At 36.7% G+C, this 15,809-nt stretch carries 19 protein-coding genes; 14 read left to right on the top strand and 5 right to left on the bottom strand.

Annotated features, from left to right (window positions below; all coding sequences use genetic code 11):
* Positions 1–401: collagen-like protein (locus BAQ49_RS34360; protein WP_425266560.1), on the bottom strand; the 401-nt coding region annotated here is incomplete at its 3' end.
* Here BAQ49_RS34360 and BAQ49_RS33995 point away from each other — a divergent pair.
* Entirely contained in the window at positions 364–540 is a 177-nt protein-coding gene (locus BAQ49_RS33995) for a hypothetical protein (RefSeq protein ID WP_279626828.1), read from the top strand. The two genes, BAQ49_RS34360 and BAQ49_RS33995, sit on opposite strands and share 38 nt — an antisense overlap.
* Positions 541–661: 121 nt before the next feature.
* On the opposite strand, the gene BAQ49_RS26595 is transcribed toward BAQ49_RS33995, so the two are convergent.
* Complete coding sequence (locus tag BAQ49_RS26595; RefSeq protein ID WP_071747731.1) at positions 662–1,627, bottom strand: tyrosine-type recombinase/integrase; 966 nt, start codon at positions 1,625–1,627, stop codon at positions 662–664.
* Positions 1,628–1,740: 113 nt separating this feature from the next.
* Here BAQ49_RS26595 and spoVK point away from each other — a divergent pair, with 113 nt between their 5' ends.
* Positions 1,741–2,697 (top strand): stage V sporulation protein K, encoded by a 957-nt coding sequence (spoVK, locus tag BAQ49_RS26590; protein WP_000438191.1) that lies wholly within the window; start codon positions 1,741–1,743, stop codon positions 2,695–2,697.
* Between the two features lie 32 nt (positions 2,698–2,729).
* On the opposite strand, the gene BAQ49_RS33155 is transcribed toward spoVK, so the two are convergent.
* Together BAQ49_RS33155 and BAQ49_RS26580 are read right to left on the bottom strand one after the other, a co-directional pair.
* Positions 2,730–2,867 (bottom strand): hypothetical protein, encoded by a 138-nt coding sequence (locus tag BAQ49_RS33155; protein ID WP_071747730.1) that lies wholly within the window; start codon positions 2,865–2,867, stop codon positions 2,730–2,732.
* 99 nt (positions 2,868–2,966) lie between these two features.
* Complete coding sequence (locus tag BAQ49_RS26580; RefSeq protein WP_071747729.1) at positions 2,967–3,590, bottom strand: trimeric intracellular cation channel family protein; 624 nt, start codon at positions 3,588–3,590, stop codon at positions 2,967–2,969.
* A 92-nt stretch (positions 3,591–3,682) separates the two neighbouring features.
* Here BAQ49_RS26580 and hflX point away from each other — a divergent pair, with 92 nt between their 5' ends.
* From hflX to BAQ49_RS26545, 7 genes are all read left to right on the top strand, one after another.
* Complete coding sequence (gene hflX / locus BAQ49_RS26575) at positions 3,683–4,957, top strand: GTPase HflX (RefSeq protein ID WP_071747728.1); 1,275 nt, start codon at positions 3,683–3,685, stop codon at positions 4,955–4,957.
* Positions 4,950–6,221, top strand: coding sequence for a methionine gamma-lyase family protein (locus BAQ49_RS26570; RefSeq protein ID WP_071747727.1), 1,272 nt, complete (start codon positions 4,950–4,952; stop codon positions 6,219–6,221). Before hflX ends, BAQ49_RS26570 begins: the two co-directional genes overlap by 8 nt.
* 176 nt (positions 6,222–6,397) lie before the next feature.
* Positions 6,398–6,787, top strand: coding sequence for a transcriptional repressor GlnR (gene glnR / locus BAQ49_RS26565; RefSeq protein WP_000656783.1), 390 nt, complete (start codon positions 6,398–6,400; stop codon positions 6,785–6,787).
* 48 nt (positions 6,788–6,835) lie between these two features.
* Positions 6,836–8,170, top strand: a complete 1,335-nt coding sequence (gene glnA / locus BAQ49_RS26560) for a type I glutamate--ammonia ligase (protein ID WP_000135338.1) — start codon at positions 6,836–6,838, stop codon at positions 8,168–8,170.
* A gap of 286 nt (positions 8,171–8,456) precedes the next feature.
* Positions 8,457–8,780 carry a PadR family transcriptional regulator gene (locus BAQ49_RS26555; protein WP_001102616.1) on the top strand — a complete coding sequence of 108 codons (324 nt, stop codon included), beginning with the start codon at positions 8,457–8,459 and terminating at the stop codon, positions 8,778–8,780.
* The gene (locus tag BAQ49_RS26550; RefSeq protein ID WP_071747726.1) at positions 8,773–9,315 is read left to right on the top strand and encodes a DUF1700 domain-containing protein; all 543 of its coding nucleotides are present in this window, start codon (positions 8,773–8,775) and stop codon (positions 9,313–9,315) included. The genes BAQ49_RS26555 and BAQ49_RS26550 overlap by 8 nt, the downstream gene beginning before the upstream one ends.
* Positions 9,316–10,119, top strand: coding sequence for a DUF4097 family beta strand repeat-containing protein (locus tag BAQ49_RS26545; protein WP_084667569.1), 804 nt, complete (start codon positions 9,316–9,318; stop codon positions 10,117–10,119). It begins immediately after the preceding gene.
* 102 nt (positions 10,120–10,221) lie between these two features.
* On the opposite strand, the gene lexA is transcribed toward BAQ49_RS26545, so the two are convergent.
* Complete coding sequence (gene lexA / locus BAQ49_RS26540) at positions 10,222–10,842, bottom strand: transcriptional repressor LexA (RefSeq protein ID WP_071747734.1); 621 nt, start codon at positions 10,840–10,842, stop codon at positions 10,222–10,224.
* 141 nt (positions 10,843–10,983) lie between these two features.
* On the opposite strand from lexA, the gene BAQ49_RS26535 reads away from it, so the two are divergent.
* The 5 genes from BAQ49_RS26535 (at position 10,984) to BAQ49_RS26515 (ending at position 15,693) form a co-directional block, all read left to right on the top strand.
* Positions 10,984–11,640, top strand: coding sequence for a YneB family resolvase-like protein (locus BAQ49_RS26535; protein WP_071747725.1), 657 nt, complete (start codon positions 10,984–10,986; stop codon positions 11,638–11,640).
* A 45-nt stretch (positions 11,641–11,685) separates the two neighbouring features.
* Positions 11,686–11,925: a DUF896 domain-containing protein gene (locus BAQ49_RS26530; protein ID WP_001139098.1), complete on the top strand. Its 240-nt coding sequence runs from the start codon at positions 11,686–11,688 to the stop codon at positions 11,923–11,925.
* An 870-nt stretch (positions 11,926–12,795) separates the two neighbouring features.
* A complete protein-coding gene (gene tkt, locus BAQ49_RS26525) occupies positions 12,796–14,796 on the top strand; it encodes a transketolase (RefSeq protein WP_071747724.1) in 2,001 nt (666 codons plus the stop codon).
* A gap of 156 nt (positions 14,797–14,952) precedes the next feature.
* Complete coding sequence (gene sirA / locus BAQ49_RS26520; RefSeq protein ID WP_000860649.1) at positions 14,953–15,393, top strand: sporulation inhibitor of replication protein SirA; 441 nt, start codon at positions 14,953–14,955, stop codon at positions 15,391–15,393.
* 78 nt (positions 15,394–15,471) lie between these two features.
* Positions 15,472–15,693, top strand: coding sequence for a YneF family protein (locus BAQ49_RS26515; protein ID WP_001132292.1), 222 nt, complete (start codon positions 15,472–15,474; stop codon positions 15,691–15,693).
* Positions 15,694–15,809: the final 116 nt, after the last annotated feature.

Here is a 15,809-nt window from a genome sequence, read left to right as displayed (position 1 = left end):
CCTGTGTTGCCTCTAGGTCCGGTAGCACCAGTAGCGCCTGTGTTGCCTCTAGGTCCGGTAGGTCCAGTAGGTCCTCTGCCGAACGAAGCTGAATTAACTAGGGTGGTTTGTAATTCGGCTATTAGTTTAAGGAGTTCTTGGAGTGTACACGGGTCAATTCGGAATAGTTTGGTAATGTATAGTAAATAATTAATTAGGTTTTGAAGTTCAATAAATACGGCGCTTGCTACGAAGTTTGGATTTTTTAATATAGTTATTAAATTTTTAATAATGGCCAATCCTTGTGCTTTCAGAGCGGAAGTGGCGTCTAGTGAACAGATGAATTTGCTTAGTAGTTGCAATGTATCTATTAGATGATCCTCTATGTTTTTTTGGGATGGATTAGCGAAAAGTTTTGGAATTATTTTTATTAAATCGTTAATGATTGCTCGAAATGTTCTAATTTGTGCTTTAGAAATTGGGATTGATGGGGTATTTGGGATTCGTCCGGCGCTACTTGGAAAGCATGGCTTGGAGTATTTATTTTCATTGTCGTTATAACGAGACATTAAATCTCTCCTTTCTAATGAGAATGTGAACGAAACTCATCATAGTAGATGCAAAAAATAGTTAAATGGTCATAATAAAATTGTTTGTTTAAAGAAAAAATAGAAAAAACGCCTTAATTTAAGGCGTTTTTTCTATTTTCTGCGTATTGATAATATCGTTTTAGTGAAATTTTTGATTTGAATCCAGCTAGTTTTATAATTTCTGACTCCGGAGTTTCTTTTTTTATTAAGTTTAAAATATAGGTGTTACGAAAGTGTTGTCCTGAGATTCCTTTTCGTAAATTAGCTCTAGCTACTTCGAGGCGAATCATTTTTTGGATAGCGATTTCTGTTAATCCTTTCGGCGCATCATTTTCGTATACCCATCTGTATGTTCCGCGATTAAAATCGAATGCGACAAACAGTGGGTCATTACTATGGTATTTTGGACGAACGGGTTCAGGAATGCTTTTGTAGTAAGTGTACAGTTGTTTTTTGTCTTCTTTCGTTAATGAAATTGTTCTTTCTACCCCTGCGGTTGCTGGGATAGATAATGTGTTAGTTTCAAAGTGAACGTGATGCATAGTTAATGCTGTAAGTTCCTGTAAGGATAAACCATAGTCGATTAATAAGTTTAAAATAGTGATATTACGATCCATTAATAAAGGGCGCACAGGACGTTGTTTTTCTGAAAGGCCTTCCAATGAAGTGACTATGTGTTTTAATCTTTTTTCTTCATCAGATGAAATGAAATCTTCGTTACGTAGTGTGCGATCTGGTTGAATGGAAATTTCCATATTCTTCAACGGATTGGGAATGTTAAGAAAATGATGCATTCTATTTAGTACAATAAATACACGGTGCATTGTTTTCTCTGAGTAGTGTCGATTCTTTTTTAAGTCGGAAAAGTAATCTTCATAGTCTTTTGTACAAAGTGTCGCCCATATATTACTGGAAGGGAGCTTTTTGTTTTTTTCTAACCAATGTCCGAAATCTTCGATGTCATAAACATAACGTTTGATGGTTGAAGGCTTTCGACCTTTATTCAATAAAAAAATAGAAAAGGCTTGTATTGTATCATGGAATTCCGTTGTTTCCATAGTCCCACCACCTTAATTATTTCTTATATTATAGCAAACTTTTCTGAAAATAGGCATTTGAAAGAGAGACTGGAATAATAATATTTGGTGAGTGGATAAAATGAGGTGATTGTATGGAACAATCGATGCGTAAGAAAAATAACAATCAAATTAATATTGTATTAAACCATCGAAAAAAAATTTCGTTACCGGCATCAGAAAATAAAGCAGTAATTTCAAGTGAAACCACTACTAAACATGAGATGTTGCAGAGAATTGAAGAAGAGATGGGAAAACTTGTTGGGATGGATGATATAAAAAAGATAATAAAAGAAATTTATGCTTGGATTTTTGTGAATAAAAAAAGGCAAGAGGTGGGGTTGAAGTCTGAGAAGCAAGTGCTTCACATGTTATTTAGGGGTAATCCCGGTACTGGGAAGACAACCGTTGCTAGAATGATAGGGAAATTGTTGTTTGAGATGAATATTTTATCGAAAGGGCATTTAGTTGAAGCTGAACGTGCTGATCTTGTAGGTGAGTATATCGGTCATACAGCACAAAAGACAAGAGATTTAATAAAGAAGGCTATGGGAGGAATTTTATTTATTGATGAGGCGTATTCATTAGCGCGGGGTGGAGAGAAGGATTTTGGGAAGGAAGCTATTGATACACTTGTGAAGCATATGGAAGATAAGCAGCATGGTTTTGTATTAATTTTAGCTGGATATTCAAGAGAGATGAATCATTTTCTTTCATTAAATCCAGGGTTACAATCTCGTTTTCCGTTTATTATTGAATTTGCGGATTACTCGGTAAATCAGTTATTGGAAATTGGGAAGAGAATGTATGAAGAGCGTGAATATCAGTTGTCGAAAGAAGCAGAGTGGAAATTTAGAGATCATTTACACGCGGTAAAGTATTCGTCACAAATTACATCGTTTAGTAATGGGCGATACGTACGGAATATTGTTGAAAAATCAATTCGCACACAAGCTATGCGATTGTTACAAGAGGATACGTATGATAAATATGATTTGATTGGGATATCAAGTATGGATTTGATGCTTGAAGAGGAGACGCACAGTACGTAAACTGTGCGTCTGTTTTTGGTGTATAAGTGTATTTACTCTTTTTTCGCTTTTTCTTGGTAAGATTTATGGAAGCGCTCCATTTTAGCGCTTTTTTCGTGTGCTGAATTAGGATCGTGTTCAATTTGACCTACTGAGCTTTTTTGAGCACCTTTATTAACGTGGTTTGTCATTTGTATTCACCTCACTTTAAAAATTAGTATAAACATTATGTGAAGAAAAACTCGTTAGAAAAGAAAAACCTCTTTACGATATGTAAAGAGGTTAGAGTGCTATTTATGCATTGAACGTTCATTTGTATCGATGCGTCGATGTGGTAAATGCCATTTGTAATGAATAGAAATCATGCGGAAGCAAACAATTAAAATGAATAAGGTGTATAGAGCCCAATCGCTAACGATAATTTTAGCGCCAATTAAGAAACCTGCTAAAATTGTCCAAAACGCATATACTTCAGCTCGAAGGACAAGAGGTTTTCTGCGAGCTAAAAGATCACGAATAATACCACCGCCGATGCCGGTTAAAACTGCAGCTACAATTGTAGCGCTAATTGGTAAATCTAGTTTTTGAGCATATAGTGCTCCTTGTACAGCGAATGCTGATAAGCCGATGGCGTCCGTGATGTTTTCCCACTTTTTCCAATGTCTAATTAATTTATTTGGAAAAAGAAAAATAATCGTCATTGATAAAAGTGCGATTTGGAATAACATGTCTTGTTGCCAAAATGCGACGATTGGATAACCGATTAATAAATTACGAAGGGCACCTCCCCCAAATGCGGTTGCCATTCCTAAAATATATACCCCGAAAATATCATAATCTTCTTCCATTGCAACAATGGCTCCGCTTAGTGCGAAGGCGATTGTGCCTATGATGCTAAAAATCTCCCATGCCATGAATTTTCTCCCCCGCTAACTAGATGAAATATGCTTCCTCTGCTATTATATTAGAAGGTTTAAAATTCGAAAAGGATGAGTGAACATATTTGATGGAAGAAAAAGAAAAAGTCATATTAGTTGGCTGTCAATTGTCGCAAGATGATGATGAAAAATTTATGCATTCCATGAAAGAACTTGCATCGCTAGCTAAGACTGCTCGAGCGGAAGTGTTAGTATCAACGACGCAAAAACGTCCGAAGTTCCATCCGGCGACTTATATAGGGAAAGGTAAATTAGAAGAGCTTGCGGCTTTAACTGAAGAATTAGAACCAGCAGTTATTATATTTAATAACGAGTTAACACCGAGTCAAATTCGAAATCTATCTTCAGTGTTAGATGCAAGAGTAATTGATCGAACGCAATTAATATTAGATATTTTTGCGCAACGTGCGAAATCGAGAGAAGGTAAGCTTCAAGTAGAATTAGCTCAGTTGCAATATACGATGCCGCGCCTTATGGGGCAAGGTTTGTCTTTATCTCGTCTGGGTGGCGGGATTGGTACAAGAGGACCGGGAGAGACAAAACTTGAAACAGATCGTCGTCATATTCGATCGCGTATTGATGAAATAAAGAAACAACTTGCGGTTGTTGTGGAACATCGGAAAAGATATCGTGAGAGAAGAAAAGATAATAAAGTATTTCAAATTTCGTTAATAGGATATACGAATGCAGGGAAATCCACGTTGTTTAATAGGTTAACGGAAGCGGATACGTTTGAAGAAAACTTATTGTTTGCAACGTTAGATCCGACAACAAGGAAGATGCCATTACCTTCTGGTTATACAGTGCTACTGACTGATACAGTTGGTTTTATACAAGATTTACCTACGTCACTAATTGCTGCTTTTCGTTCTACGTTAGAAGAAGCTGGTGAAGCGGATGTGATTTTGCATGTTGTTGATTCGGCAGACCCTAATTACGTAGGGCATGAGCAAACGGTAAAAGAATTATTGTCAGACCTTGAAATTAATCATATTCCTATTATTACGCTTTATAATAAAAAGGATAAGTTGCATCAAAATTTCATTCCATTTCCGAAAAGTGACTTCTTAATGACTAGTGCTTTTGAAGAAAGTGACTTATTACATATAAAAGAAGCAATAGAAAAACAGATGAAGGAAGAAATGGATCGTTATCAAGTGGAAATTCCTCCGAGTGAAGGCAAGTTGTTAACGCTATTAAAGACAGAGACGCTATTAACAAAGATGGAGTTTTTGGAAGGAAAATTTGTATATGATTGTACAGGGTATATATTTGCTCATTCATCGCTTAATGGGCAATTAAAGAGATATTTAGTGGAAGAAGGAGAAAATAAACATGTTTGATCGTTTGAAAAATGGAGAAAAAATTGCTCCGATCGTAAAAGAAGTAGAGAGCCAGATTACAGAAGTACATAAACGTGCGGATGAAGTAATTGAAAGTAATCAGTTTCGTGTATTAGAAAGTTTTCGTAAACATAAAATTAGCGATTCGCATTTTATTCCGACGACAGGTTATGGTTATGATGATATTGGCCGTGACACATTAGAGAAAGTGTATGCTGATGTATTTGGAGCGGAAGCTGGTCTTGTTCGTCCGCAAATCATTTCAGGAACTCACGCTATTTCAACAGCTTTATTTGGTATTTTACGTCCGGGAGATGAGTTGCTATACATAACGGGGAAACCGTATGATACGTTAGAAGAAATCGTTGGTGTACGCGGAAAAGGTGTAGGTTCATTTAAAGAATATAATATTGGCTATAATGCAGTTCCGCTTACTGAAGAGGGGCTTGTTGATTTTGAAGCTGTTGCAGCCGCAATTCATAGTAATACGAAGATGGTTGGTATTCAACGCTCGAAAGGTTATGCTACTCGTCCGTCATTTACTATTTCTCAAATTAAAGAGATGGTAGCGTTTGTTAAAGAAATTAAGCCTGATGTTGTTGTATTTGTAGATAACTGTTATGGCGAGTTTATTGAAGAGCAAGAGCCATGTCATGTTGGTGCAGATTTAATGGCAGGTTCGCTTATTAAGAACCCTGGCGGTGGAATTGTTAAAACTGGTGGTTACATTGTTGGTAAAGAGCAGTATGTTGAAGCGTGTGCATATCGTTTAACATCTCCAGGAATCGGTGCGGAAGCAGGAGCGTCTTTATACAGTCTGCAAGAAATGTATCAAGGTTTCTTCTTAGCACCGCATGTAGCGGGACAAGCGCTAAAAGGTGCGATTTTTACAGCTGCATTTTTAGAAAAGTTAGGAATGAATACATCACCAGCATGGAATGCGCCAAGGACGGATTTAATTCAGTCTGTTCAATTTGACGATAAAGATCGTATGATAGCGTTCTGTCAAGCGATTCAATACGCATCGCCGATTAATTCTCACTTCACGCCGTATGCGAACTATATGCCAGGTTATGAAGATGATGTAATTATGGCTGCGGGAACGTTTATTCAAGGTGCGAGTATTGAATTGTCTGCTGATGGCCCGATTCGACCACCGTATGTTGCATATGTGCAAGGTGGATTAACGTATTCGCATGTTAAAATTGCGATTTGTTCTGCAATCGATGCATTAATTGAAAAGGATTTATTAACAATTTCTTAAAGGGAAGCTGTCGATTTCGACGGCTTTTTTTCGTGTGACAGTAATGATTTGTGCAATTAGAAAAAAGAATGAAAAAATTTATAAAAAAATCATGTAAGAAAAGCTAACATCTATTGACACTAAACATAACATGGTATAAAATGAGAAGCAGTTAAGGCGAAGGAGGAACTGAAACGATGAAAGAAGATAGACGTTCTGCTCCGCTGTTTCCTATTGGTATTGTTATGGATTTAACACAATTATCTGCACGTCAAATTCGCTACTATGAAGAGCATAATCTTGTTTCTCCAACCCGTACAAAGGGGAATCGTAGATTATTTTCATTTAACGATGTAGATAAGTTGTTAGAGATTAAAGATTTATTAGATCAAGGCTTGAATATGGCTGGTATTAAACAAGTGTTACTAATGAAAGAAAATCAAACAGAAGCAGTGAAAGTAAAAGAAGAAACGAAAGAAATTTCAAAAACTGAGCTTCGCAAAATACTTCGAGACGAACTACAACATACAGGTAGATTTAATCGAACTTCATTGCGACAAGGTGACATTTCAAGGTTTTTTCACTAAAGGTAACTGATTCTGAAGGTGTTTAGAGGGACTAAGGAGGAATTTATAATGGCTAGGTACACAAGAGAAGATATTTTCCGTTTGGCGAAAGAAGAGAATGTAAAGTATATCCGCTTACAATTTACAGACCTTTTAGGAGTAATTAAAAACGTAGAAATTCCAGTGAGCCAATTAACAAAGGCTCTTGATAACAAAATGATGTTTGATGGATCTTCTATTGAAGGTTTTGTACGTATTGAAGAATCTGATATGTATTTATATCCTGACTTAGATACTTGGGTAATTTTCCCATGGACTGCTGAAAAAGGTAAAGTTGCTCGTCTAATTTGTGACATTTACAATGCGGATGGCACTCCGTTTGATGGAGACCCACGTAACAACTTAAAACGTGTGTTAAAAGAAATGGAAGCTTTAGGATTCTCAGATTTCAATCTTGGACCAGAGCCAGAATTCTTCCTATTTAAAGTAGATGAAAAAGGAAATCCAACATTAGAATTAAACGATAACGGTGGATACTTCGACCTTGCACCGATGGATTTAGGGGAAAACTGTCGTCGTGATATCGTTCTTGAACTTGAAGAAATGGGCTTTGAAATTGAAGCATCTCACCATGAGGTTGCACCAGGTCAACACGAAATTGACTTTAAATATGCAAATGCAATTCGCTCATGTGATGACATTCAAACATTCAAACTTGTTGTAAAAACAATTGCTCGTAAACATGGTTTACACGCAACATTTATGCCGAAACCATTATACGGTGTGAACGGTTCAGGTATGCACTGTAACTTATCATTATTTAAAAATGGAGAGAACGTATTCTTCGATCAAAACGGTGATTTACAATTAAGTGATGATGCTCGTCACTTCATCGCAGGTATTTTAAAACACGCACCAGCATTTACAGCGGTAGCAAACCCAACTGTAAACTCTTACAAGCGTTTAGTACCTGGATACGAAGCTCCTTGTTACGTAGCATGGTCTGCACAAAACCGTAGCCCATTAGTACGTATCCCTGCATCTCGTGGTATTAGTACACGCGTAGAAGTACGTAGTGTTGACCCAGCTGCAAACCCATATTTAGTAATGGCTACATTATTAGCGGCAGGTCTTGACGGAATTAAAAACAAATTAACTCCGCCAGCTGCAGTAGACCGTAACATCTACGTAATGACAAAAGAAGAGCGCGAAGAAGCGGGTATCGTTGACTTACCAGCAACATTAGCGCAAGCGTTAGTTACATTACAATCTAATGAAGTAGTATGCGGTGCACTAGGAGAGCATTTACTTGAGCACTTCATCGAAGCGAAAGAGATTGAGTGGGATATTTTTAGAACTCAAGTTCACCAATGGGAACGCGATCAATATATGTCTCTATACTAAGAGAGAAAAAAGCCCTAATACTACGGTATTAGGGCTTTTTTTATTTGTGGGCAACATAGGTGCTGGTGAAATAAATTGAATAGGTGTCCGCAAAATGCCCGGAAAAATCAAGGAGATTCTTTAAAATGCTATTGTATTTCTTCGATATTGTATGTTTTGCTCAGTGTTTGATAAATAAAATTGCAAAAATATAGTACCTTGCAATAAACAGTACCTGATGGTATATTATGGATATAATAGGTACTGTTTATTGAACGGTACTGAAATAAGAAAGGGGGGATTGTCCTTGAACGTTCAATTTAAAAAAGGTGTGTTAGAACTGTGTGTATTGGCGCTTGTAAAACGTAAGGATTGTTATGGTTATGAACTTGTTCAGCAAATTTCAAATAAATTTTTAATATCGGAAGGTTCTGTATATCCGCTATTACGTCGTTTAACGAAAGAGGAATATTTTCAAACGTATTTAAAAGAATCCACGGAAGGACCGCCCCGTAAATATTATCAGTTAACAGAGCAAGGAGAGATGCAACTTACGTTATTAGTAACAGAGTGGCGTGATTTTGCTAAAGGTGTTCAAGAAATTATTGAAGGGGTGGAATGGGATGAGTAAAGAACGGTTTCTTAAAGAATTATCAAGTCATCTTAGAAAGTTACCAGAAGAAGAGCGACAAGATATTTTATTTGATTATGAAGAGCATTTTCAATTTGGGATAGAAGAGGGGAAAACTGAATCAGAAATAATAAAAGGGCTTGGCTCTCCGAAGGTAATTGCGAAAGACTTGCTTGTTTTGTATCGCTTTGATGAGATGAAAAAAGACCCATCGACTTCAAATATAACAAGAGCTGTCATGGCAGCGGTTGGACTTAGTTTGTTTAACTTTATTATTGTGTTAGGCCCATTAATTGCAATTATAGCTTTTATATTTTCCTTTTGGGTGGGTGGTATTGCTAGTGTAGTGACACCATTTTTCGTTATTTTAAAAGTGTTCATGGGTACTTTTATATGGTTGGATCTTTTCGTTAGTATAACGTTTGTTGGAGTAGGTTTGTTGTTATGTATTGTAGCTTATTATAGTACGAAGTGGTTTAAAAGATTATGTGTGCGCTATGTAATATGGAACTTCAAAATGATAAAAGGGGAGTAGATGATGAAAAAAATATTATTAGTAGCTATCGCTTGTATCATTATTGGAGTAATAGGGATTTCACAAACATATAAAAAAGCAGTAGAAACTGTGGAGAAAGGAAATAAGGAAGAAGTTATTAAAAACGAAACGCTAAAAAATGTAGAAGTTAAGTTAGATGCTGGAGATATTGTTGTACAAAAATCTCCTGATTCCTCTTTTTATGTAAAGCAAACAGGAGACATAAGTAAACAGGAGATTCGTATTGCTGAAGATGGTGACACATTAAAAGTTATAGGGGAAATAGAAAAAGGTGTTTCATTTGATTTTTCATTTTACAATTTCGGATTTCAAGCGCCTGCATTGACTATATTAGTACCTGAACGTTCTTATCAAGAGATAAAAGTAAATTCATCGGCTGGACAAATAGAAATAAGTAATGTGAAAAGTGACCGCGTAAGTGTTGAAACACTAGCTGGAGAAGTGGATTTGAAACATGTAACAGCAAAGAGTGTGGAGGGATCTACAAAAGCTGGTGAGGTGAATTTTAAAAAAGTAATAGGGAAAGCAACAGCCAAAACGGCTAGTGGGGATATAGATATTATTGATCATGATTCTAAATATGATTTAGAGGCAAGTTCAACCGCTGGAGATGTAGATATTACTTTATTGGAAAAACCACAAGATGCAGTTGTAACTGGGCAAAGCGCTGCCGGAGATGTGACAATTTTTAATGAAGAAAATAAAAATATAACGATCGGTAATGGAAGTAAAAAGATTAGCGGTAAAACCGCTGCTGGAGACGTTACTATTGAAACGCGTTAATAATTAATGTAATGTATTCTTTTGAGTGAACGGAAATCTATCAAAATATAAAAGAAGATAACGCCCTATATAAATAAGGGGATTATCTTCTTTTTATTATTTTTAATGTAAATCACGATATACGCCAATTACTTTTCCGATAACTGACACTTGTTTTAAAATGATAGGTTCTAGAGAAGCGTTTTCCGGTTGTAGACGGAAATGGTCTTTTTCTTTGTAGAAACGTTTAACAGTTGCTTCGTTATCTTCTGTTAAAGCAACTACAATTTCACCGTTGTATGCAGACTGTTGTTGGCGAACAACAACTAAATCACCATCAAAGATACCAGCTTCAATCATGCTATCTCCAGAAATGCGTAACATAAACACTTGATCTGCTCCAGCAACGATACTAGCTGGAAGTGGGAAGTGATCTTCTACACTTTCGACTGCTGTAATCGGTAAACCAGCAGTAACTTTTCCGACGATTGGAACTTGAATAACAGATTGTGTTTCTGTCTCCATTCGGTTGTCACCTAAAATTTCAATTGCGCGTGGTTTTGTCGGATCGCGTCGAATATATCCTTTTTCTTCTAGTCGTGATAAATGTCCGTGCACTGTAGAACTAGAAGCGAGGCCGACTGCTTGACCGATTTCACGTACGGAAGGTGGATATCCTTTTTCTTGTACTTTTAGCTTAATAAAGTCGAGAATGTCTTGCTGGCGTTTCGTTAACTTTTCCATGTTTTCTAACACCTCGTTTTCTTTCGTTTTTCTTATTAATAAGTATAACATGCGAAAAAACATTCTACAAACATAAGTTCGAACAATAGGGAGATTTATGATACACTAGAGGGAAAATAAAGCGAGAAAGAAGGGTTCAAAATGAATGCAATTGTTTATGCGCGTGTCAGTACAACAAAAGAAGCGCAAGAAACATCATTATTGCGTCAAAAGGATGAATTATTGCATTTAGCTGAGCGCTATCAAATGAATGTGATAAAAGTGATTGAAGAGCAGGCTAGTGGCTATACAATTGAACGTGATGGTATATTAGAAGTATTAGATACAATTCGAGATGAACAAGTTGATGTACTTTTAATACAAGATGAAACGCGTCTTGGTAGAGGGAATGCGAAGATTGCATTAATGCATTGTTTACATAAAGAAGGAATAAAAGTGTATACACATACGCATAATGGTGAATTACAACTTTCGGATTCTGACTCGATGGTGTTGGATATAATTGGAATTGTGGAAGAGTATCAAAGAAAGATTCACAATTTGAAAATTAAGCGTGGCATGCAAAGGGCGGTAGAGAAAGGATTTCGTCCGGAGAATAATTTGAAAAATCGTCATTTAAGTATAGGACGTGAGAAAAAAGAAGTGCCAATTGAGGAAATTGTACGTTTACGCCGGAATGAATTAACTTTTGAAGAAATTGCAGCAACACTTCGTGGTTTTGGTCATGATGTTTCAAAAGCAACTGTACATCGAAGATATGTAGAATATACAAAGCAATTGCTTGATAAAGAGGACTAACTATTGTATGATAATAATCAGTTTTGAGTAGAAGGGGGATTCGAGATGCCAAGTCACGAACTCATTGAACGCATTAACTTCTTAGCGAAAAAAGCAAAAGCTGAAGGCTTAACTGAAGAAGAACAACGTGAGCGCCAATCGCTACGTGAACAATATTTAAAAGGATTTCGTCAAAATATGTTAAACGAATTAAAAGGAATTAAAGTCGTTAACGAAGAAGGCACGGATGTTACACCGACGAAATTAAAAGCTCTAAAAAAGCAAGATAATGCAAAATTAAATTAAAAGATGGGCATAGCCCATCTTTTTTGATATTAATAGAAAGATACATGAGTAATAGCTTTCCAGTTGTAATACTACTTCAATCGTTTCAGTACATAGTGAATGATGAATTTAGACATATCTATTGATATGTCTTTTATTATGCGCTTGTTTAGAAGTTAATAAGTGAATAAACCGAATCTGTTGATCCGGTTCCAGTAGAAGTAATGATTATGAGAAGGGTGTGTATGTAGTATAAGCATATTGAGGAGAATATACGCGTGATGGTTATTTTAGAATTAGTAGGAGCAGGTGGAATTGATATGCTTTTCATTTTTATCCTGCTATTTGTGGGCAGTAAAACTCCCACCTCAAAATTCAGGTGGAGCAAAGAAGTTAGGTGGAAGCCCTGCTGCCCGTAAAAGCTCGATTGGTGAGGGCTAATAATCAGTGGGGGATGAACACAACCCCCACTGATTAAAGTTTCACTTTATATTAAGCAAATGATCTCGTGGAGGTATTATTTTGATGACAATTATTATTGATCGTATTTCGATTCAAAATGAGATTGTCTTAATGAGGATGTTCTTTATGTTCAGTTAGAGCGTTGTATTCATTTGTTTCGCAGAGTAATGGAAGATGGATGATATATTTTTTATTTGAGAATTTAATGTTTTTGCATAAAAATACAGATAATTCCCTTTCTTCCTAAAATAAAAACAGTAAAAAAGTATGTCATATTGAATACCCATACATTCCCGGAAACATTGATTTTTTTATAAAAAATCAAAAAAACATCAACATATTTGTCGATACATGTTGTATAATCTTGCGTGGGAAGCTATCATATAAATGTATAAAACGTTTACTAACATACGCGAAGGGAAGAATAGCATGTCACATTCAATCGAACAACTTTCTATCAACACGATTCGCACATTATCCATTGATGCGATTGAAAAAGCAAACTCTGGTCACCCAGGAATGCCAATGGGTGCAGCACCAATGGCTTATACATTATGGACTCAATTTATGAAACACAATCCAAATAACCCAACGTGGTTTAACCGCGATCGTTTCGTATTATCTGCAGGTCATGGTTCAATGTTACTATACAGCCTACTTCATCTATCTGGTTATGACTTAACAATGGATGATTTAAAGAACTTCCGTCAATGGGGAAGTAAAACTCCAGGACATCCTGAGTATGGTCACACAGCAGGTGTAGACGCAACAACTGGTCCACTTGGACAAGGTATTGCAACAGCTGTTGGTATGGCGATGGCTGAAAGACATTTAGCAGCAAAGTATAACCGTGATGCGTACAATGTAGTGGATCATTTTACATACGCTATTTGCGGTGATGGCGATTTAATGGAAGGCGTTTCTGCTGAAGCATCTTCATTAGCTGCACACTTAGGCTTAGGTCGTCTTGTAGTGCTATACGATTCAAATGATATTTCTTTAGATGGCGATTTAAATCGTTCATTCTCTGAAAGTGTAGAAGATCGTTATACAGCATACGGCTGGCAAGTTATCCGTGTTGAGGATGGAAATGATATTGAAGCAATTGCAAAAGCAATTGAAGAAGCGAAAGCTGACGAAAAACGCCCAACGCTAATTGAAGTAAGAACGACAATTGGTTTCGGTTCTCCAAACAAATCAGGAAAATCAGCTTCACACGGTTCTCCGCTTGGTGTAGACGAAACAAAATTAACGAAAGAAGCATATGCTTGGACTGCTGAACAAGATTTCCATGTAGCAGAAGAAGTATATGACAACTTCCGTAAAACGGTACAAGATGCTGGTGAGACTGCACAAGCTGCATGGAACACGATGCTAGGTGAATATGCACAAGCATATCCAGAATTAGCAAACGAGTTGCAAGCAGCAATGAATGGTCTTCTTCCAGAAGGTTGGGAACAAAGCTTACCAACTTATGAATTAGGATCAAAAGCAGCAACACGTAATTCTTCAGGTGCTGTAATTAATGCTATTTCAGAGTCTGTACCATCATTCTTTGGTGGATCAGCTGACCTTGCTGGTTCTAACAAAACATACATGAATAACGAAAAAGACTTCACAAGAGCTGATTACAGCGGTAAAAACATTTGGTACGGTGTTCGTGAGTTTGCGATGGGTGCAGCAATGAACGGTATTGCACTACATGGTGGTTTAAAAACTTACGGTGGTACGTTCTTTGTATTCTCTGACTACTTACGTCCAGCAATTCGCCTTGCAGCATTAATGCAATTGCCTGTAACGTATGTATTCACACATGATAGTATCGCTGTTGGTGAAGATGGTCCAACACATGAGCCGGTTGAACAATTAGCAGCACTTCGTGCAATGCCAAACGTTTCTGTTATTCGTCCAGCAGACGGTAACGAATCAGTTGCAGCTTGGAGACTAGCTCTAGAATCAACAAAAACACCAACTGCATTAGTGTTAACTCGTCAAGATCTTCCAACATTAGAAGGTGCAAAAGACGACACTTATGAAAAAGTAGCAAAAGGTGCATATGTAGTTTCTGCAAGCAAAAAAGAAACTGCTGATGTAATCTTAATTGCAACTGGATCTGAAGTAAGCTTAGCAATTGAAGCGCAAAAAGCTCTAGCAGCAGACGGCGTTGATGCAGCTGTTGTTAGCATGCCATCTATGGATCGCTTTGAAGCTCAAACTGCTGAGTACAAAGAATCTGTGCTACCAAAAGCAGTAACGAAACGTTTCGCAATTGAAATGGGTGCTACAATCGGATGGCACCGTTACGTAGGTCTTGATGGAGATGTACTAGGTATCGATACATTCGGCGCTTCTGCTCCTGGTGAGAAGATTATGGAAGAGTATGGATTTACTGTAGAGAACGTTGTTCGTAAAGTAAAAGAAATGCTTTAATGATTTTAGAAAAATCTCTCCAGCATGGGGAGATTTTTCTATGTAGTTGAGTTTTTTCGACAGAAAAAGTTTTTTCTCTCTCCGTAGTCAGACAATCATTGCAAATTTTCTCTTATATAATGTAGGGAAAAGGTTGTCCAGATTGGGAGGGGAAAAATGAAAACGTATGAATTGTATTTAATTCAAGAGGATATTGCGAAAGCTTACTTTGGTCGTGAATATTTGTTTTTTGATTTATTTGCTCGATTTTCAGAATCTGGGTCCCTTTCGGAGAAAAAAGTATTATATAAACAAATGACGTATATTACGATGCCGTTACAAGTAATGAAAATTCATCATAAATTAGAACAAGCTTTGCGTGTTCTTGGCAAATATGAAAGAACAAATTATACTCATACGCTTTATACAGGAGCTGAATACGGCGAAATAGTCGTGAAATCACAATATATTCGAATGAATACTTCTGGAAATGTATCCATGGAAACAACTTTCTTTGAGGTGCTTAGAAAGTGTGAGTTAACATTTTTAGCGATGGATTATGAAAATAAAAAGTACGGCTGGTTAAATCCTCTCAAACAAGTACGAACATATGTGTAAAAAATGTCGAATAGTATCTTGTCTTATTGAAAAGGTTTTAGTACACTGTAAGGTAGACAACATGAAGGAGGAAAAGATATGCCAATGTGGTTAGGTATTCTAGTGGGCGTAGTAGCACTAGTAGCAGGCGTGGCGTTAGGATTTTTCATTGCCCGCAAATATATGATGAATTACTTACAAAAAAATCCACCAATTAACGAACAAATGCTAAAAATGATGATGATGCAAATGGGGCAAAAACCTTCCCAAAAGAAAATCAATCAAATGATGAGCGCGATGAACAAGCAACAAACGAAATAAGCGCTAAAGGGCACTCTTACCGAGTGTCCTTTTCTTTTGGATATAATAAGTGTTTAAAACTTTTAAAAATTCTGTGTTTTTGGTAAACTGAAAACATCGCTCATTTTAAGGGAGGA

It is taken from the genome of Bacillus proteolyticus, from assembly GCF_001884065.1.
GTDB lineage: Bacteria > Bacillota > Bacilli > Bacillales > Bacillaceae_G > Bacillus_A > Bacillus_A proteolyticus.
The sequence above is the reverse complement of the archived record's forward strand: the minus strand, read 5'-3'. Positions and strand labels throughout refer to the sequence as shown.